Consider the following 18,510-nt stretch of genomic DNA (forward strand, 5'->3'; position numbering starts at 1 on the left):
CGTTCTTGGCATGGGATACGGGTGAGCATTGTTCAACAAAGCGGGTCGCTTTGGTGCAATTGCCAAATCCGCTCGAGCAAAGCGCGTGCACCCGTCTCGCCAATCACCGGCGAAGCCAGCTCCATGAGCTTGCCTTCCAGGTCGGCATCGGACAGGGGCAGCTCAGGGTCACCCTTGCGGTCCGGTTGCAGAAAATTCAGCTGCCGACCGTCGCGCAGGGTGATGGCCACCCGCGCACCGCGACGCCCAGGGAATGCGGCGTCCACTTCCAGGTCCAGCGCTTTGTCGATGCGCTGCATGAGCGCACGGGTGTGCGGGTCGTTCAATCGCTCGGGCGTGAAGGCCGACAGACGCACGCTGCCATGCACCAAAGCGCTGGCCACCATGTAGTGCAGGCTGAAGCGCGCTTGGTCGGCGTTTTGCGGGTCCGCATGCGGCGCGATGTCGAGTGTGGGTTGGTACACGCCCAGCTGCACATGCGCAATGTCGGCATGGCCAAAGCCGTGCGTTTGTTGCAAGGCCAGAGCGCCGTCGATGGCCGCAAAGGTGTGGCCGCAGCCGATGTGGTTTTTGAAGGTGAGGCGGGTGATGTGAAAGTCGGTGCCCAGCGTGGCCCCGATTTGGGACCAGTCCGGACCTTGGCTCATGGCCTGACCCAGACCCGATTCGCCCTCCAGCACATCGAGCGAGCTGCGCATGCCGCCTGCGGCCAATTGGGCTGCCAAAACACCCGCTTCGGCTGCACGGCCGGCGTGCAAGGGCTTGGCCATCGCCTCTGAGCGAAAGGCTTGTTGCAGACCTGCGGTGAAGGTGGCGGCGATGGCCAAGGCATTGGCAAAAGCCACTTCGTCCAACTTCAACAAACTGCCAGCTGCGGCAGCGGCCCCAAAGCTGCCCATGGTGCCGGTGTTGTGCCAGTATTTGTAATGAGACCGCCCCATGACCACGCCAATGCGGGTGGAGACTTCATAACCCAGCACCACGGCGCGCAAAAACTCGGGTCCACTCGCGCGCACCGACTGGGCCACGGCCAAAGCCGCGGCGATGGTGGCTGCGCCGGGGTGATACATGGCATCGCGAAAGCTGTCGTCCACTTCTGCCGCGTGGGCGGCTGTGCCCTGGATCAAGGCGGCTGCGCGCGGGGTGGCCGCGCGCCCTTGCACCAGTTGGGCCGTGCCCCGGTCCAGGTCATCGGCCAGGGCGTGGGTCAGCACCTGCACTGCCGGCGTGTTCAGGCCTGGGTAGAGGGCAGCGTACCAATCGATCACCGCACGCTGGGCGTGGTGTGCCACCTCAGGCGGCAGCGGGGCTTGGGCAAAGCCCACGGCGAAGCGGGCGAATGTTTCGACCGCCAAGGGCTTGGATGCGGGTTCGGTGTGGGTCATAGACCAGCTCTTATGCCAGCACGAGGACGCCATCGGCAGCGCTCACGCCTTGGCCATGCGCACGCACAAACACCGGGTTGATCTCGGCCTCGACCAAGCGATCGCCCAATTGCGCGGCCATGGCCGAAAAAGCGACGATCGCGTCTACCAGTGCCTTGACATCGGCTTTGGGGCGGCCCCGAAAGCCATCGAGCAAGGGCCAGGTTTTCAGGTCCTGCGCCATGGCCAGCGCGTCGGCGCGGCTCAGGCTTTTCAGCCCTTGCGCGTTTTGCGGCAAGAGGCGCAGCGTGGTGTCTTGAAACAACTCGGCCGTCACCCCGCCCATGCCCAGCAGCACGGCCGTGCCTAGCGCATCGCGGTGCAGCCCCAAAATCAATTCGGTGCCGCCCCCCACCATCTCTTGCACCAAAAAGCGTTCAGGGCGCACGCCTGCTTTGGCCAGCACTTCGGCGCTCATGGTCGCCATGCGTTCACCCACCGTTTCGGGCGTCAGGCCAATGGCCACCCCCCCCACGTCGCTCTTGTGGGTGATCTGCGAAGAGAGGATTTTGAGCACCACACGGCCACCCAGTTCGCGCGCAGCGGCCTCGGCTTCGGTGGCTGTGGTGACGATGCGCTCGGCCGCACAGGGCACATTGAAGCGCGCAAACACTTGTTTGGCTTGCGCTTCGTCGAGCGAGCCGGAAGGTAACTCCCCGGTGGCAATGGCGACAGCACTGGAGACCTCGTCTTCTTGGGCCGGAGCCACAAAGCGGCCGACTTTCAGCATGGCGGCCAACGCGGCTGTGCAGCTCTCGGCAGCGGCAAAGGCGGGCACACCGCTGCGGGTCAGCAGTGCGCCTACTTCCGGGGCGTGCGGGCTGACATAGGCCATCACGGGTTTGTCCGACTCCGGCAAACAGTCGCGAATGGCATGGGCCATCAGCTCGGGCATTGCCAAGCTGGACGAACCCACGATGATCACCAGCGCGTCGTAGCTGGGGCTGGCCAACAAGGCGCGTATCGCGCCGCGCAGCAGGTCGGGGCGCAGGCCGGCCAAGGTCACGTCGATCGGGTTGCGGTCGAGCACGGCTTCGCTGCCGGTTTGCAGCGCACGCAGCGCCTCGGCGGTGGCGTCGTCGGGTGCGGGGGTTTCAAACCCCCCCACGCCCAAGTCGTCGGACACCAGCGTACCCGCACCGCCGGTGCTGGTGAGGATGGCCACACGCTGGCCGCGCAGATGGCGGCCGGTGGCCAGTGCCACGGGAATGTCCAGCAGGTCGTTGAAGGTCTGTGCGCGGATCACGCCCACTTGTTTGAAAAGCGCGTCGTACATGCGGTCGGCACCTGCCATGGCCCCGGTGTGCGACACGGCGGCTTGTGCACCGGCTTCAGAGCGGCCAATCTTGAAGGCCACCACCGGTTTGCCCAGTCGTGCGGCTTTCAGGCATGCGGCGCGGAACTTGGCGGGGTCGCGCACGGTTTCGATGTAAAGCGCAATCACCTGCGTGGCCGGGTCGTCGGCCAAGTGGTCAATGAAATCGGCCAACTCCAAGTCCACCTCGTTGCTGGTGGAAATCAGCTTGGACAGACCAATGCCGCGTGCAGCAGCCCGCGAGAGCAGCGAACCCAAAATGCCACCACTTTGCGACACCACGCCAATGCTACCGATTGGAAACTGCGCCATCTCTAGCGCACCGGTGGCCGAGAGCACGATGCTGTCGGTCAGGTTCACCAGACCGATGGTGTTGGGGCCCAAGATGCGCATGGCACCGGCCGCTTCCATGAGTTGTTGTTGACGGCGTGCACCATCCTCGCCGGTCTCGGTGTAGCCACTGGCCAACACGATGGCCGCCGCGCAGCCACGCGCCGAAAGTTCTTTCACCGCCAAGTGGGCACGCTCGGCCCCCAGCAGCACGATGGCCACATCGGGCGTCTCGGGCAGCGAGGCGATGTCGGCATAACAAGGCAGATCACCAATGTGGTCGACCTTGGGGTTGACGGGCAGGATGCGCCCGGTAAAGCCGTGTTTTTGCAGGTAAGCCACCGGCCGGCCAGCGGTTTTGCTGGCGTCGGCCGATGCGCCAATGACGGCGACGCTGCGGGGCTGCAGCAAACGAGAAATTGCATTCATGGGCGCACTCACAGGGGCAGTCATGGTGTTCAGGCCTGGCCTGCGGACTTGGCCAAAAAGGCTTCGACCGATGCGCGGTGCTCGCTGCTGGTGTAGCAGATGCCTTGCGCTTGGCTGCCTTGTGCAAACACGTCGTGCGAGCTCATCTCAAAGCTTTGGTTCAAGATGGTTTTGGTCAAAGCCATGGCGGTGCTGGAGTTTTGGCTCAGTTCTTTGGCCCAAGCTTGTGCGTCCGCCAACAGCGTGTTGGCGCTGGTTTTGCGGTCCACGATGCCCAGGGCCAGCGCCTCGTCCACCTTGACTTGGCGGCCGGTGAAGATCAGCTCTTTGGCCTTGGCCAAGCCCACGCGGCGTGGCAAAAAGTACATACCGCCACCGTCTGGAATGATGCCGCGCAGCATGTACGACCAAGCAAAACTGGCCCACTCGCTGGCGATGATGAAGTCACAGGCCAACGCCGTGTCTGCACCCAATCCCGATGCTGCGCCGTTGACCGCCGCGATCACTGGCTTGGGGCAGGTGTGCAGCAGCGACTGCGCGGTGTGCACCCGCTGCTGACGGTGCCAGCCATTGAAGCCGACTTCGCCCGCCGGGGCGTTCATGCGCTTTTGCATGCCGCTGATGTCGCCGCCCGCACAAAAGCCCTTGCCCGCGCCGGTCAGCACCAGGGCACGGATGGCTTTGTCGGCCGTCACCGACTCCAATGCGGCGATGAACTCTGTGCGCATGTCGTCGCTCATGGCGTTGCGCTTGTCGGGGCGGTTGAGCGTGAGAGTGGCAATGCCGTTGTTCACGGCCAATTCAAGAAGTTGGTAGTCCATGGTCATTGGGGTGTCGTTGTCAGTGTTCAGTCGGCTTTGATGTTGTTTTCTTTCACGATCTTTCTCCAGCGTGCTTCTTCGGCTTTCACATAGCGATCGAACTCTGCGGGTTCAGACGCGGTGACGATCAAGCCTTCTTGCTCGACCTTCTTGACAAATTCGGGGTTCAGTGCAGCTTTTTTGACGGCGGCGTTCAGCTTGGCGATCACCGGAGCGGGCGTTCCTGCGCGAACAAAAAAGCCATACCAGCTCTCCACCGCATAGCCAGGAACCGAGGCGGCCACGGTGGGCACGCCCTTGAACGCGGGCGAAGGTTCGGGCGTCGTCACGGCAAGTGCGCGCAACTTGCCTTGATCCACCAAGTTGCCCACGGCCGCTGCTGTGCCAAAGAACAGGTCGATCTGACCGCCCAGCACATCGACCATGGCGGGTCCTGCGCCGCGGTAGGGAATGTGCAAGAAATCAAGCTTGGTCAAGTTGGCGAACATTTCGCCCGCCAGGTGGGCTGAGGTGCCATTGCCTTGTGAGGCATAGGTCAACTTCTTGCCCGACCTTGCTGCATCCAAGACGTCTTTGACCGTTTTGAACGGACTTTCGGTGCGCACCACCAACACGTTGGGGCCGCGGCCGATCAGGCTGACCGGTGCGAAGGCCGTGTCGTTGTTGTAGGGCAGTTTGCTGAGCAAACTGGGGTTCACCGCGTGCGCCAGTGTGGCGATGACCAAGTTGTAGCCATCGGGGGCACTTTTGGCCACCAAGTCGGTGCCGATCACCGTGCCCGCGCCGGGTTTGTTGTCGATGACGACCGGCTGGCCCAGTGCTTGCGACATGCCTTGACCCAAGGTGCGCGCAATCAGGTCGGTGCCGCCGCCGGGGGCAAATGGCACGACGATGCGCACGGGTTTGTCAGGAAACTCCGCGTGGGCAAGGCCGGCCAAAAGGGCCAAACCCAGTCCTATGGCGTTGGCCATGGTTCGCAGGCTGGAAGAAAAAATGGTCATGTGGTGTCTCCGTGATGGGTGGGCTCAAGTGCGGCATCTTGTGCGCCGCAGCGACGAACATGGGATGGAACCTTCAGCTTAGAGGGCTTGAGACTTTTGAGAACCCATGCATTTCCATCAGGTGGAATTAAAATGGCCCAAAACCTGTCCCTGGCTGCCCCAGTGAATTGGGTAAACCCTGATCCATCTTGCCGTGAGTTCCTTCGAAGAAAATCCAGGCCGCTCCACCATCAACCGTTCCTTGCTGCGCGGCGCCGACATCCTTCGGGCGTTCCGTCCGGGCTCAGATTTGTTGGGGAATGGCGAGATTGCAGAGCGCACAGGTTTGTCTGCATCGACGGTCAGTCGCCTCACGCAAACGATGGTGGCGGCTGGTTTGCTGCAACAAGACCGAGTCCGCCGAGCCTACCGACTGGCACCTTTGGTGCTGAGCTTGGGCCATGCGATGCGCTCAGGCTCGCAAGTGCTGGCCGTTGCAGCGCCTTTGATGCGTGCTTTGGCAGAGCGAGAGCACATCAATGTGGGCTTGGCATACCCCGATCGCGACGAGATGGTTTACCTCGAATCCATCCGCTACAACCGCCGGTTGGCGCTGCGCAGTGTGGTGTCGGGTCAGCGGGTTCCGATGGAGCTGACATCCTTGGGGCAGGCTTATTTGGCCACGGTGCCAACAGAGCGTTACCACCTGCTGGAGCCGATCTTCAAGCGACGCAATGGCAGGCACTGGAAAGAGGTCAAGCTGGCCATAGAGGCCTCAAAACTTTGCATGAATGAAAAGGGCTATTGCTGGGCCAGTTGGCAACCTGAAGTGTTGGCCTTGTCCACCGCGCTGCATTCTGCAGAGGGTGTTTGCATCATCAATGTCAGCGTATCGACGCCCGGAAAAATCGAGCCCTGGATCGAGACCTTGGCGCCCCAACTCCTCGCCTTGAAGGCAGACATCGATTTGGCGCTGGCCAAATGGCCATGAGATCGTGGTCTTACAAAATTTGAGCGCGAGGATTTGCCAAGCCGTCTGCCCGATCAGGACTGACGGCTTTGTCTTGGCGATTTGAAGCCAGAAGACCCGACCACCACCGTGGCCAGTGGCGCATACGGCGTACTTCTTCTGACTTAAGCTCTGCCCGGAATTTCCGAGAGCAGTTGCTCCACATGGGCTTTGGCTTTTTCGAGAGAAGCCATGCTGCCCGTGAGGTACATGCGGCCACTGGCACCGATCATGCTGCACTCGACCAGGGTCAGGTCGGGCGCCACTTTTTCGGCTTCGTTGGCCATGTGGGCACCGAACAGGGCCGGGGCCACTTCCATGAGCAGCATGTTCTGGCCAGGCAGCACCATGCTGGCCTGGCGCGTGCGGTTCATCAGCACGGCGTGCTGGTCGGTCACGTTTTCCAGAATGTCGCTGTACAGCAGATGTGGGCGCAGCTGATCTTCGGCCTGTGCGCCCATCCATTGCAGGATGACTTGGCCGGCTCGCTGCAGCGCTGCGCTGTCGTTGCTGTGCAACTCCAGCACGCCAAACTGCCGCTCCACCGCCAGGATGCCGGGCTCGAGTGTGGGCTCGGCTTTGAGGGCCAAGTCAATCACGCGTTGGATGGACAGGCCGGGGGCGATCTCGACCAGCAGCGCGTGGGTGCCTTGCATCGCCACGTAGCCGCGTGCGCCCAAGGGCGAACTCATCCACGAGGAGAACTGGGGCTGCAGGTCGGTGAGCGTCAGGTAAACCCGAAGCTCAGCGGCCGGCTTGGCCGGCGGTTTGGCGGGCGCTGTGGCTTTTTTGCTTGTGGCCATGCGGCCTCCTTATCTGCAACAGCCTGCGATCACTTGCCGTCGAAGGCTTTGGACACGTCAGCGTGTGGGCGTGGGATGACGTGGCAGGACACCACTTCACCGATCGCGCCTGCAGCTTCAGCACCGGCTTCTGTGGCCGCTTTGACGGCACCCACGTCGCCCGAGACGATGATGGCGACCAGGCCGCCACCGACTTCTTTTTTGCCAACGATGTTGACGTTGGCGGCTTTGACCATGGCGTCAGCGGCCGCGAAGGCAGCAACATAACCTTTGGTTTCGATCATTCCGATGGCTTGTGACATGAGAGTCTCCTTGAGGGGTTTAAAAAGAAAGGGTTGAGGGAAAGGGTGAGGGGAAAAAGTGCCGCTGCGTCAACGCATCGGTGTGGGGGTGTCGTAGTTGTCGAGCGAGGCGATGATCAAGGCATCGGCCACCACACGCGGGTGCGCTGGGGCAAACCACCAGGCGGCGGGGGCGCCGATGGTGATCATCACGCGCTCGCCAATGCCGCAACCCATGGGGTCGTAGCAGACGACCACGTCCTTGGGGTAGTCCAGTTGCACCTCCAGCAATGCACCAGCGGGCAGTTCGGGCAGGCGCTTGCTGGCCACAATACGGCCGATCACGGTTCCTGTTTTCATGGGGTAGCTCCTCGGTCAATGGTGATGCCGCGCTTGCGCAGGGCTTCTTTGCCCAAAGGGGTCAAGACCGCTTTGGGGTGGATGCGAACGGTTTTGACGCTGGCGGGCAAGGTTTTGAGCAGCTTCTCGCCGATCACGCCTTTGAGTTCAGGGACTTGCGCTTTGTGATCGTGCAGATCGCAGGTGTCGCCCTTGCATTCGCAGGCCTTGCCTTCTTTGCACGAGGGGCAGCAAGCGGCCGGGTCGATGGCGGTGGTGGCGGCCATGGCCGAGGCTCCACCGGACGCGCCAGCAGAGGCCGCCACGGCTTTCACCGCCGCTTCGTCCACACGCATGTCAAAACGCAGCAAGCCCGATTGCGCCGCTTGCAGCAGTGCGGGGCTGGCGGCCAGGCGCTTGAACAGGTCGGTCAGCGCAGCGGCTTGCGCGGCCGTGCCCACTCGCAAGGGCACCACCACGCCTGCGGGGCTGGCAGCGGCCTGAGTGGGTGCCGATGGCGCTGAAGGTGTGGCTGCAGGCTTGGACATGCCCACTTGCTTCCAGTAAGCGTCTTTGCGGGCGATCAGGCCATCGCGTATTTGGTAGACATCTGTGCCGTCGAGGGTAGCCATTTGGCCACCGGGCAGCGGCACGGACACTTTGTAGTTTTGCACCACGGTTTGGCCCAGCACGTTCATGTGCGAATCCGAAAACTTCGGGCCAGTGGGGCTGGCAAAGCGCTCTTTCAAAAACGTCAGGCAGGCTTCACGGCCATTGAGCACGCGCGAATCGGGCAGGATCCAGACCACATCGGGCGCAAAGCAGGCCACGATGGCCTCGGCGCTCACGGTCTCGTAACCGGCTTCAAAGCGGCGCATCAAAGCCGCCACGGACGCGTCAGCCGCCGGGGCTGGGCTGGGCGCAGCGCCCAAAGCTTTTCGCACCTGCGCACGGATTTGTTCGCGCAAAGCGTCTGTGCTCATGCAGCGCCTCCTGAGTCGCGGATCACGGCTTCGGCCACTGCAGCGGCGGTGCGCACGTCGGATGCGGTGCCCGACAAATACAGACGTCCGGCTGGCCCCATGAAGCGGCAGTCGATCAGTTTCACGTTGGCTGCCTTCTCGGCCTCGTTGGCCACCAGCAGCGCATAAGACGAGGTGGTCATCTCCATGATGTAGAGCGATTCGCCGGGCAAGAGCATGCTGCCCGATTTGCTGCGGTTGATCAAAAACGCGTGGTAACCGTCGACCCGGTCAATGACTTTGGAGGCCAGGATTTCGGGTTTGAGCACGCTTTTCTCGCTCACACCCATGGCATCCAGCACGGCAGCACCGGCCGACTTGACGGACGAAGAAGATTGGCCGTGGAACTCCAGATAGCCGAATTGACGCTCGACCACCAGGTTGCCGGGTTTGACGTTGTCGTGCTTCAAAGCGATGTCGGTCAGCCACTCGATGTCCATGCCGGGGGCGACTTCGATCACCATGGCAGCGTCGTTGTGGCGTGGCAAAAAGCCACGGGCCGTCGACCCCAGCATGCACATCAGTTGTGGCTGCAAGCGGTCCAGAAAAATGTAACTGCGCAAAGTGGACATGGGGGGCTTTCAGCGAAGGTGTTCGAGTTCTTCCTGCACGATGCGCAGGACGGTGGCCTGAAGTTCAGGCGTGAGGGTGGACAACTGGCCTGGGGCCCCTGGCAAAGCTGCACCCGAAGCCATGGCCCCGGCCCAGCCGCCCGGCAGCGGAAAGGCCACGCGTTTCCAATTGACCAGCAGCTCGGGGCCGACGTTGCAGTCCACCGAGCTTTTGCCCGCGTAACCCGTGCCGATGGTGAAGGTGTAAGGCAAGCCGGTGTTGGCCCCTGTGCTGTCGTGCACGGTGGAGCCGTTGACGACCACGCGGTAATAGTCGAGGGCCGCGCCCCAGTACACCGCCTGCTCGGCCGATGCCGAGTGGATGCCGGTGGTGTGGCCTGCGCCGCTGTGCTGCAGCATGAGCCGCGCCACGCCAATGCCCTGGTCAACGTCTTGCACCACCACGCAGCCCAAAATCGGCGAGAGCTTTTCCTTGAGCATCACATGGCCCGGCTGTGGGTTGGCGATGGGACAGATCAGGGCCTGGCAGTCGCGCGGCACCTGCACGCCAGCGGCCTGCGCGATCTCGAACGCGGGGCGTCCCACCACCTTGCCGTTGAACTTGCCACCAGGAAATGCATGGTTCTGGATTTTCTGCGCCTCCTCTTCGCTGCACACATGCGCACCCTGACCGGCCAGCGCTTGCTGCATGGGTCCGGCAATGCCCGCATGCAGCAAGAGCACCGAAGGAGCCTGGCAGGGGCTGCCGTGGTCAAAATTCTTGGCGGCCACAATGGTCTGCGCAGCCGCTTCGATGTCGGCACTGGCGTCCACATAAATCGGCACATTGCCCGAGCCCACGCCAATGGCGGGGTTGCCCGAGCCATAGGCCGCACGCACCATGGGCGTGCCACCGGTGGCCAAAATCACGTCGGTGCGGGCGTCACGCATCAGCGCGCCCGTGGCCTCGACCGTGGGGCGGGTCAGGATTTGCAGCGCATGGGCCGGGCCGCCGGCTTTTTCGATGGCGGCTTGCAATTCATGCGTCACGGCGGTGCAGCAGCCCAGCGCCACCGGGTGCGGCGAAATGACCAGCGCGTTGCGCGTCATCAGGCAAAGAATAGCCTTGAACATGATGGTGGCCACGGGCGAGGTGGAGTTGGACAAACCCACCACCACCCCCGCAGGGCGGCCGATCTCGACGATGCGCAGCGCGTCGTTGCGGCGCACGCCACCCAGAGCGACGTTGTCCCAGGCCGTGGGCGTGAGCGTGCAAGCGATCTGGTTCTTGGCGACCTTGTCGGCCACTTTGCCGATGCGGCTTTCGCGCACCGCCCACTCGGCATAAAACTCGGCACGCGGCAGCAAGGCCGCAGCCACTTCTTTGGCCACGCGTTTGGCCTCCTCGGGCGTCCACAGTGCCAGCGTGTCGGCGGCTTGCCGGGCACGGCCCAGCAGATCGCGGGCTTCCTGCAAGGCGGCCAGGTCGTGGTCGGCCAGCTCGATGGGGTTGCTTGAACTCATGACAGGGTGCATTCCGGGTTCAGCGGCGTTCAACGGCGCTGGGCGGCACTGGCCACGGCGTTCAGGTCCACGCTTTCGAGTGCGCTGAAAATCGCCTCCACCGCCTGCTGCTCACGCGGGCTGGCCGCTTGCATGCGGGTGGTGTCGAGCAACTGGCGCATCACCGAGGGCTGGCCGCCCGATGTTGCACCCGTGGCTGCACCGGGGTTGAGCGTAGGTACAAAACTGCCGCAGGTCATGCGCTGACCGGCGCGGTAGTGCGGCGCGTAGTCGAACACCGCGTAGTGCTGCGTGGCGCAGTTGTCCCACATGGCCAGCGAGTCTTTTTCCCAGCGGAAACGCACCATGAACTCGGGCTTTTTGACCCACTCGTAGAGCATGTTCAACACCGCCTCGGACAAGTCCATGTGCATGCCCAACAAGCGCTTGGTCCAGATCGAATTCACAAACAAAATCTTGCGGCCGTTGTAGGGGTGCGTGATCACCGCCGGGTGCGACACCGTGGGCGTGTTCTCGATCATCTTGCACTCTTGCTCACTCGCCGTGACCATCATGCCGCTCTTGGCAGAAGCACGTTTGGCAAAGCGCTCGCTGGCGTTGATGCGGCGGAAGTGCCAAGGCAAATCATGGTCGGCCTGCAGGCCTTCCAGCATTTGCTGCATGCCAGGATTGAGGGCATCGTAGGCTGCGCCTGCGTGCATCCACATGGTGTCGCCGCCCGACGGGGGCAAGTCGGTGATGCGCAAAATCGACACCATGTTGGGCTTTTTGCGGAAGGTCACGTCGGTGTGCCAGCGGTCGGTCTCAGGGGCTTCGTTGCCCTGGTTCGAGATCAGCTGGATCTGGGGGTGACCCTCGATGTGCGGGAAGAACTCGTGCTGCTCCATCTCGCCAAAATTTTGGCCCAGACGGATGTAAGACTCGGGCTTCAGAGCCTGTTTGCGGAAAAACACCACGCCGTACTGCCACAGCGCTTTTTTGATTTCTTCGTAGACGTCTTCTGATCGGGTGTTGTTCAGGTCAACGCCGCTGATCATGCCGCCAATGGTGGGCGTCATGGGATCCACTTGGATATGACGGAAGTTCATTTTTTTCTCTCCTTGGTGTGTTGTGGCCAACGGCTTCATTGCCAGTGCAACAAACGGCGTTCGATCCAGTTCATCAGCTTCATGATGAGCACCCCGATGAGCGCCAGATCAAACAGCAGCGACCACACGCCGTTGACGTTGAATGTGGATCCCAAATAAGCGAGTTGTTGTCCGAGGCCACGCTCAGAAGCAATGACCTCTGCGCCCACCACGCCCAGCAAGGCATAGATCACGCCCAAGCGCAATCCTGAGAAAAGCACCGGAACAGCGCCCGGCAATGTGACTGAAAAAAACATCTGCCGACTGCTGGCACCCAGGGTACGGGTGAGCGTCACATGGTCTTGGCTAACGCCGCGAATGCCGGCGACCGTGCTGGACAGCACGATGAAGAACGTCAGCGAAACCCCCAGCGCGATCTTGGAGCCGATGCCTAGGCCAAACCACAAAATGAACAGCGGCACCAGCGCAATGCGCGGCAGCACATTGAAGGCCGAGATGTAGGGCTCACAAAAGGCCTCGAACTTGGGCCAAGTGACAAAGGCCAAGCCCGTGATCATGGCGGCGACCGAGCCAATGACAAAAGACGCGAACACGGCCAACAGGGTGTAGCCCAGATCGCCCCACAGGCGGGCGTTGGTCAGGTTGTCCAGTGTGAACTGGATGATGCCGAGCGGGCTGCCCATGAAACTCGGGTCAACCCAACCTGTTCGGGCACCCCACTCCCATAAGCCCAGCACCACGCACAGGAACAGGGCATGCCATGACAGCGTCCGCAATGTTTCAGCCCTCATGGTGCACCCACCCTTCTTCGAGATGTTTCCAGACTTGGGTGTAGGTGTGGTGAAAGTCATCGCTGGTCTGCAGCTCACGGATAGAGCGCGGGCGCGCCAGTGGCACTTTGACATCGGCCACGATCCGCCCCGGACGCGAGGACATCACCATCACCCGGTCGGCCAGCGCAACGGCTTCAGACAGGTCGTGCGTCACAAACAGCACTGTGCGGTTGCCTTCTTGGCACAACTGCAAGAGCAGGTCTTGAAGCTGCAGCTTGGTTTGCGCGTCCAGTGCGCCGAAGGGCTCGTCCATGAGCAGCAGGGGCGACGGCATGGCAAAGGTGCGGGCCAGCGCCACGCGCTGGCGCATGCCATGTGACAGCGCCTTGGGCAGGCGGTACTCGGACCCACCGAGTCCGACCTGCTTGAGCATCAAGGCGGCCCGTTCACGGGCATCCGCAACCGGCACACCCCGAACCTTCAGGCCAAAGGCGGCGTTGTCCAGCGCATTGAGCCAGGGAAACAGGCTGTCGCGGGCCAACATGTAAGCCACGTTGTGGCTGCCCAGCGCTGGCTGTTCGCCCGCCACCAGCAGACGTTGACCTGCAGGCAAATCGACCAAGCCCGCGCACAGGTTGAGCAAGGTGGTTTTGCCACAGCCGCTGGGACCTGCGAGCGCGACAAACTCCCCCGCCTTGACGTGCAGGTCCACACCCTGCAACACCAAGTGGGTGCCGTCAAAGCTCAGGTCGATGCGCTGTGCGTCGATCATGGATGTGCCCTGGGAAACTCGCTGCCGTCGTCGTTCAGGGCAAGACTGCCGGGGCCATGTCCACTCTGGCGGGCAAGAGCTTGTTTTCGGTCATGGCATTGGCCACCGCCTGCATGGCTGGCACGGTGCCACGGGCCTTGAAGTTGCCGATGGAGTTGCGCAGGCTCACCTCAGCGATCTGGTCTGCGTTGGGCAATTGCAGGGCAAAGGTCTTGCGCAGGATCTCCAGTGTCTTGCCGAAGTTGGCTGGGTTGGACACAAAGGCATCCGACAAGTCCAGCATCCTGCGGATAGCGGCCACCGTTTGCGGATTGGCCGCTGCCCATTCGGCCTTCACCGCCATGGCACCAGCGCCTCCCCGGGTCGCCAGCATGCTCTTGGGGCCCTGCCCTTTGCGGGGGTCCACCACCAGGCGGCAGGCCTTGAGCACTTCGCACATGCCGTCGGCGGGCGGGAAGGTCATGATCAGATCGACCTGGCCGCGCGTGAGCGCAGGAAAGGCCGTGTCGGGCGCACCCACGGCCACAAAGGTCACGTCGTTCGCGGTCAGGCCCACATCGGCCAGCATGTCGATCACCTGAAATTCAGCGCCTGAGCCGCGTTGGGTCACGCCGATTTTCTTGCCTTTGAAGGACTTGACCACACCGGGGTAGCCTTCTTTTTCAGTTTCCAATTCGGTTTTTGCACCTGCGGCCATGAAAAACACCGGGTCCACGAAACCTGCAGCAATGATGCTGATGGGCGCCTTGCGGGCGACGGCGGCAACCGCCACTTCGGTCGGGCCAAAAAACACTTCGATGTCACCCGAGAGCATGGTCTGCATGCCGAGCGGCGCTCCGGGGATGGTTCGCAGTTCGCAGCGAATGCCCGCTTGCTGGCAGAAACCTTGTTCTTGGGCCACGCGCACCAACAGATTGCCGGTGCCAGGATAGTCTTGGAAGCGCACCACGGACTGCGCCATGGCGCTGGCGCCCAGGGTCAAGGCGATGGCACCCAGGGTGGTGCGTACAAAAGCAGGGGCAGAAAATTTCATGTCGTCTCCAATGTGGTTCTTTGACTTGATCACCGTCAAGCTCGGTGGCCCTGATTTAAGTCCCCCCGAATGCTGCGAATTGTTTCTGATGTGACAATTTAGGGGAAAGCACTCAAAACAAACCCATTTCATCCAGACCCACCATGCCATCGCCATCTCCGCGCACACCGACCAAAAGCCGAAGCAACAGCAAGCGCGCGCCTGTTTTCAAAGCGCTGGACGCTGATGAGCTCAAGAAGGACTGGGCGCAAAACTCAGGTCTGACAACGCGCTCGACCCAAGCGCTGCAAAGCGTGGGCGTGCTGCGCACTTGGAACGATGGCCAGGTCTTGCTCAGCCGGGGCCAACCCACCTCGGCGGCTTGGCTGGTGGTCAGTGGCCGCGTGCGCATCAGCGTGATCACCTCGGAAGGCGAGGAGCAATTGCTGCGCTGGATGTTGCCGGGAGAAATCGCAGGCTTGAGCTCGGTGTTTGCCCAAGCCACCAATCCGGCCGATATGGTCTCTCACGGTTTGACGCAGGTCTTGCACATCGAACGCGCCCGACTGATGGAGCTGATTGGGCGCGATCCGGTGGTGGCGCTGGACCTGCTGCGCATTCTGGGCCTGCGCATCAACCAACTGTTTGACACCCTGGCCGATCGGGGTATACATAGCCTGGAGCAACGCGTGTGGGCCACGCTGGAGCGCATTGCCAAATTCAACAGTGTGGCTGTACCCGATGGTGTGATGCTGCGCGTGAGCCAGTCCGACCTGGCCCAAGCAGCTTCGGCATCGCGTCAGCGCGTCAACCAGCAGTTGCGGCACTTGCAAGACCAGGGCTTGGTTCGGCTCGGTTACCGCAACATCGTTCTCCTCAAGCCCAACAATCCCTGAACTTTCGAGCCCCTCAACCTTCAGCCCCAGCGCTGCGTGAGTCTGGACCGTGCTGATGGCTGCAGATTGACCAGGCTCAAGTTCCCACCGTAGTGGCCCATCACGCGGTGGTCCATCCACGCAAACCACAGGGGCGGGCAATAGGCCACCGAGATCATGGTGGCGTAGCCTGCGGGCAGTTGCGGCGCCGTGGCGAAATGCCGCAGCGCTTGGAAGCGCCGGCTGGGGTGGGCGTGGTGGTCAGAGTGCCTTTGCAGCTGGTACAGCAAGAGGTTGCCCACCAGGTGGTTGCTGTTCCACGAGTGCTCGGGCTCGCAGCGCACGTAGCGGCCGCTGGCGTCTTGTTGTCGCAGCAAGCCGTAGTGCTCCAAATAGTTCACCACCTCCAGCATCGAGGCGGCGTACACGGCTTGCAACACCAAAAACGGCAGCACCATCCAGCCGAGCCATGCCACCAGCGCGCCAAACAAAACCAGCGTCAGGCCCCAAGCTTGTAGGTTGTGGTTTTGGGGGTGCCAAACGCTGTGCCCTTGAAGCTTCAAGCGCTCTTGTTCCAGTGTCCAAGCCGATTGCAGGCTGCCCCAGACCGAGCGTGGCAAAAAGGCCCAAAAGCCCTCGCCCATGCGAGCACTCGCCGGGTCTTCGGGTGTGGCCACGCGTTTGTGGTGGCCCCGGTTGTGCTCGACAAAAAAGTGGCCATACGCACTGGGCGCCAGGGCGATCTTGGACAGCCAGCGGTCCAGCGTTTCTTTTTTGTGGCCCAACTCGTGCGCGGTGCCAATGCCAATGCCATTGATGGCCCCCACCGTGAGCACCAAAGCGGCATAGCCCATCCAAGCCAACGGTTGGGTGACCGCGATCCAAGCACCCAAGACGGTGCCGATCCCTTGCACAGGCACATAGGCCCACACCATGGCGCGGTAAAACACATCGGCTTCGAGTTGTGCCACCGCCGATTCGGGCGGGTTGCTGAAGTCCTCGCCAAACACGCTGTCAAGCACGGGCAGCAACACATGGATGATGAGTGGGGCCAGCAGCATGCACCACCATTGCCCCGTCCAGACAAAGGCCAGCAAGGAGGCGGTGAACACCAGAGGGATGGCAGGGCTGAGCAACCACCACCAACGCTTGTCTTGCCAAGCCTCTTCGAGCGGAATGCCTGGATTGTTCACGGCTGAGGCCTGCTGAGGCGTTGAGGGCCAACAAACTCAAGGACGGTCCGCATAACTTGTCTCCCAATGTGGTGACATTGTGAAGGGTGTTTAGATCCACGAGATGTCGCCAGGGCGAGGGGTTTGCTGGGAAAAACCCTGATGCGCACAAGACACGCCGCGACACGCTGGAGCCCTTATATTGGCCACACAAAACATTTGGATGGGGGGAATGCATGGACTTTGACTACGTGATCGTGGGCGGTGGCTCGGCCGGTTGTGTGCTGGCCAGCCGCCTGAGCGAAGACCCTGCCGTGCAGGTGGCCCTGATCGAAGCCGGGCCGCCCGACACCAGCGCTTTGATCCATTGCCCAGCGGGCATTGCGCTCATGGCCCGCACCGAAATCGTCTCGCAAGGCCTGAACACCGTGCCGCAGCCCGGCTTGAATGGCCGCATTGGTTTTCAGCCGCGTGGCCGCACTTTGGGCGGCTCCAGCTCGACCAATGCGATGGCCTACATCCGTGGCCAACAGGCCGATTACGACCACTGGGCCGAGCAAGGTTGCACGGGTTGGTCCTGGGCCGAGGTCTTCCCCTACTTTCTCAAGGCCGAACACAACGAGCGCATCCACAACGAGTGGCATGCCCAAAACGGCCCTTTGAACGTGGCCGACCTGCAAAGCCCCAATGCGTTTGCCAAACGCTTTGTCGAGGCCGGCATACAAGCAGGTTTGGCGCACACCACCGACTTCAACGGCCCCACGCAAGAAGGCGTGGGCCTTTACCAGGTCACGCAAAAGGCGGGCGAGCGCTTCAGCGCGGCCAAGGCCTACCTCACGCCCAACTTGGGCAGACCCAAATTGCATGTGATGACCGGGGTGACGGTGGACCGCATCGGCTTGGTGGATGGCGTGGCGCGGCAGGTGCACACCCTGCAAGGTGGCAGGGCGCAGACCGTGACCGCCCGGCGCGAGATCATTTTGAGCGCAGGCGCTTTTCAGTCGCCCGCCATCCTCATGCGTTCGGGCATTGGGCCGGCCGCGCACTTGCAAAGCCTGGGCATCGAGGTGCTGCGCGACTTGCCCGGCGTGGGCGAAAACCTGCACGACCACCCCGATGCGGTGCTGGTGGCCGATGCGCCGGGGCACACCGATTTGATCGGCGTGTCACCCCAAGGCATGTGGCACACCTTGCAGGCGTTGTGGGCCTGGCGGCAACACCGCACCGGGCGACTGACCACCAATTTTGCAGAAGGTGGTGCGTTTTACAAAAGCCGGCCCGACGTGGCGCACCCTGACATTCAGCTGCACTTTGTGGTGGCCAAACTGGTGGACCATGGCCGCCAACTGACGCTGGGGCATGGCTACTCTTTGCATGTGTGTTTGCTGCAACCCGACAGCCGTGGCCGCGTGCAATTGGTCGACCGCGACCCGCACAGCGCACCGCTGATCGACCCCCAGTTTTTGAGCGATCCGCGTGACCTGCAGCGCTTGCGCGACGGGGTTCGTCAGGCTCAAAACATCTTGTCCCAGCCCGCCTTGGCCGCGTATGGCAAAGAGTGGGCTGAGTCTGCCGATGCGCGAACCGATGAACAACTGGATCACTGGATTCGCCAAAACGCCGACACGGTCTACCACCCGGTGGGCACCTGCCGCATGGGTCAAGGCGACATGGCGGTGGTGGATGCGCAGTTGCGCGTGCACGGCGTGCCCGGCCTGCGCGTGGTGGATGCCTCGGTCATGCCGCGCATCGTGAGCGGCAACACCAATGCGCCGACGATCATGATGGCTGAGAAGGCGGCGGATTGGATACGGGCTTCAAGGCCTTGATGTCACTTGGGTTGTGAACCCAAAGGAAAAGCGCCCGAAAGCGCTTTGTCCATGAACACCATGACTCAGATGCCGTTGCCCCGTCGGGGCGATGTGGCCAAGCGAAGCGCCTCTGAGCCCTGGCAGGTGCCTGCGGCAGCTGAGTCTGCCGCAGGCACCTG

18 protein-coding genes are annotated in these 18,510 nt (G+C 62.3%); 3 read left to right on the plus strand and 15 right to left on the minus strand.

What is annotated here, in order from left to right:
• Window positions 1-32 precede the first annotated feature (32 nt).
• From B472_RS10085 to B472_RS10100, 4 genes are read right to left on the minus strand one after another with little or no spacing between them, the layout of a single operon-like run.
• Window positions 33-1,385, minus strand: a complete 1,353-nt coding sequence (locus B472_RS10085; protein ID WP_019427474.1) for an MmgE/PrpD family protein — start codon at window positions 1,383-1,385, stop codon at window positions 33-35.
• 10 nt (window positions 1,386-1,395) lie between these two features.
• Complete coding sequence (locus tag B472_RS10090; RefSeq protein WP_026039643.1) at window positions 1,396-3,498, minus strand: acetate--CoA ligase family protein; 2,103 nt, start codon at window positions 3,496-3,498, stop codon at window positions 1,396-1,398.
• Window positions 3,499-3,527: 29 nt separating this feature from the next.
• Complete coding sequence (locus tag B472_RS10095; protein ID WP_026039644.1) at window positions 3,528-4,319, minus strand: enoyl-CoA hydratase/isomerase family protein; 792 nt, start codon at window positions 4,317-4,319, stop codon at window positions 3,528-3,530.
• Window positions 4,320-4,345: 26 nt separating this feature from the next.
• A complete protein-coding gene (locus B472_RS10100; protein WP_019427477.1) occupies window positions 4,346-5,320 on the minus strand; it encodes a tripartite tricarboxylate transporter substrate binding protein in 975 nt (324 codons plus the stop codon).
• Between the two features lie 193 nt (window positions 5,321-5,513).
• Between B472_RS10100 and B472_RS10105 the strand changes: the two genes are divergently transcribed.
• The gene (locus B472_RS10105) at window positions 5,514-6,290 is read left to right on the plus strand and encodes an IclR family transcriptional regulator (RefSeq protein WP_019427478.1); all 777 of its coding nucleotides are present in this window, start codon (window positions 5,514-5,516) and stop codon (window positions 6,288-6,290) included.
• A 143-nt stretch (window positions 6,291-6,433) separates the two neighbouring features.
• On the opposite strand, the gene B472_RS10110 is transcribed toward B472_RS10105, so the two are convergent.
• From B472_RS10110 to B472_RS10155, 10 genes are all read right to left on the minus strand, one after another.
• Window positions 6,434-7,111 carry a hypothetical protein gene (locus B472_RS10110; protein WP_019427479.1) on the minus strand — a complete coding sequence of 226 codons (678 nt, stop codon included), beginning with the start codon at window positions 7,109-7,111 and terminating at the stop codon, window positions 6,434-6,436.
• 29 nt (window positions 7,112-7,140) lie between these two features.
• Window positions 7,141-7,413 carry a BMC domain-containing protein gene (locus B472_RS10115; RefSeq protein WP_019427480.1) on the minus strand — a complete coding sequence of 91 codons (273 nt, stop codon included), beginning with the start codon at window positions 7,411-7,413 and terminating at the stop codon, window positions 7,141-7,143.
• Between the two features lie 69 nt (window positions 7,414-7,482).
• Complete coding sequence (locus B472_RS10120) at window positions 7,483-7,752, minus strand: EutN/CcmL family microcompartment protein (RefSeq protein ID WP_019427481.1); 270 nt, start codon at window positions 7,750-7,752, stop codon at window positions 7,483-7,485.
• Window positions 7,749-8,714 carry a nuclear transport factor 2 family protein gene (locus B472_RS10125; RefSeq protein WP_019427482.1) on the minus strand — a complete coding sequence of 322 codons (966 nt, stop codon included), beginning with the start codon at window positions 8,712-8,714 and terminating at the stop codon, window positions 7,749-7,751. Before B472_RS10125 ends, B472_RS10120 begins: the two co-directional genes overlap by 4 nt.
• Window positions 8,711-9,325 (minus strand): BMC domain-containing protein, encoded by a 615-nt coding sequence (locus B472_RS10130; protein WP_019427483.1) that lies wholly within the window; start codon window positions 9,323-9,325, stop codon window positions 8,711-8,713. Before B472_RS10130 ends, B472_RS10125 begins: the two co-directional genes overlap by 4 nt.
• A gap of 9 nt (window positions 9,326-9,334) precedes the next feature.
• On the minus strand, window positions 9,335-10,828 hold the full coding sequence (locus B472_RS10135; RefSeq protein ID WP_157951970.1) for an aldehyde dehydrogenase family protein: 1,494 nt from the start codon (window positions 10,826-10,828) through the stop codon (window positions 9,335-9,337).
• A gap of 29 nt (window positions 10,829-10,857) precedes the next feature.
• Window positions 10,858-11,916, minus strand: a complete 1,059-nt coding sequence (locus tag B472_RS10140) for a TauD/TfdA family dioxygenase (protein ID WP_157951971.1) — start codon at window positions 11,914-11,916, stop codon at window positions 10,858-10,860.
• 35 nt (window positions 11,917-11,951) lie between these two features.
• Entirely contained in the window at window positions 11,952-12,707 is a 756-nt protein-coding gene (locus B472_RS10145) for an ABC transporter permease (protein ID WP_019427486.1), read from the minus strand.
• Complete coding sequence (locus tag B472_RS10150; protein ID WP_019427487.1) at window positions 12,697-13,461, minus strand: ABC transporter ATP-binding protein; 765 nt, start codon at window positions 13,459-13,461, stop codon at window positions 12,697-12,699. The genes B472_RS10145 and B472_RS10150 overlap by 11 nt, the downstream gene beginning before the upstream one ends.
• Before the next feature lie 34 nt (window positions 13,462-13,495).
• The gene (locus B472_RS10155; RefSeq protein WP_157951972.1) at window positions 13,496-14,494 is read right to left on the minus strand and encodes an ABC transporter substrate-binding protein; all 999 of its coding nucleotides are present in this window, start codon (window positions 14,492-14,494) and stop codon (window positions 13,496-13,498) included.
• A gap of 143 nt (window positions 14,495-14,637) precedes the next feature.
• Between B472_RS10155 and B472_RS10160 the strand changes: the two genes are divergently transcribed.
• Window positions 14,638-15,369: a Crp/Fnr family transcriptional regulator gene (locus B472_RS10160; protein WP_019427489.1), complete on the plus strand. Its 732-nt coding sequence runs from the start codon at window positions 14,638-14,640 to the stop codon at window positions 15,367-15,369.
• Window positions 15,370-15,389: 20 nt separating this feature from the next.
• Here B472_RS10160 and B472_RS10165 read toward each other — a convergent pair whose 3' ends face one another.
• A complete protein-coding gene (locus tag B472_RS10165) occupies window positions 15,390-16,541 on the minus strand; it encodes an alkane 1-monooxygenase (RefSeq protein ID WP_019427490.1) in 1,152 nt (383 codons plus the stop codon).
• Window positions 16,542-16,756: 215 nt separating this feature from the next.
• Between B472_RS10165 and B472_RS10170 the strand changes: the two genes are divergently transcribed.
• Window positions 16,757-18,349 (plus strand): GMC family oxidoreductase, encoded by a 1,593-nt coding sequence (locus tag B472_RS10170; RefSeq protein WP_019427491.1) that lies wholly within the window; start codon window positions 16,757-16,759, stop codon window positions 18,347-18,349.
• Window positions 18,350-18,510 lie beyond the last annotated feature (161 nt).

It is taken from the genome of Limnohabitans sp. Rim28, from assembly GCF_000293865.2.
Lineage (GTDB): Bacteria > Pseudomonadota > Gammaproteobacteria > Burkholderiales > Burkholderiaceae_C > Limnohabitans_A.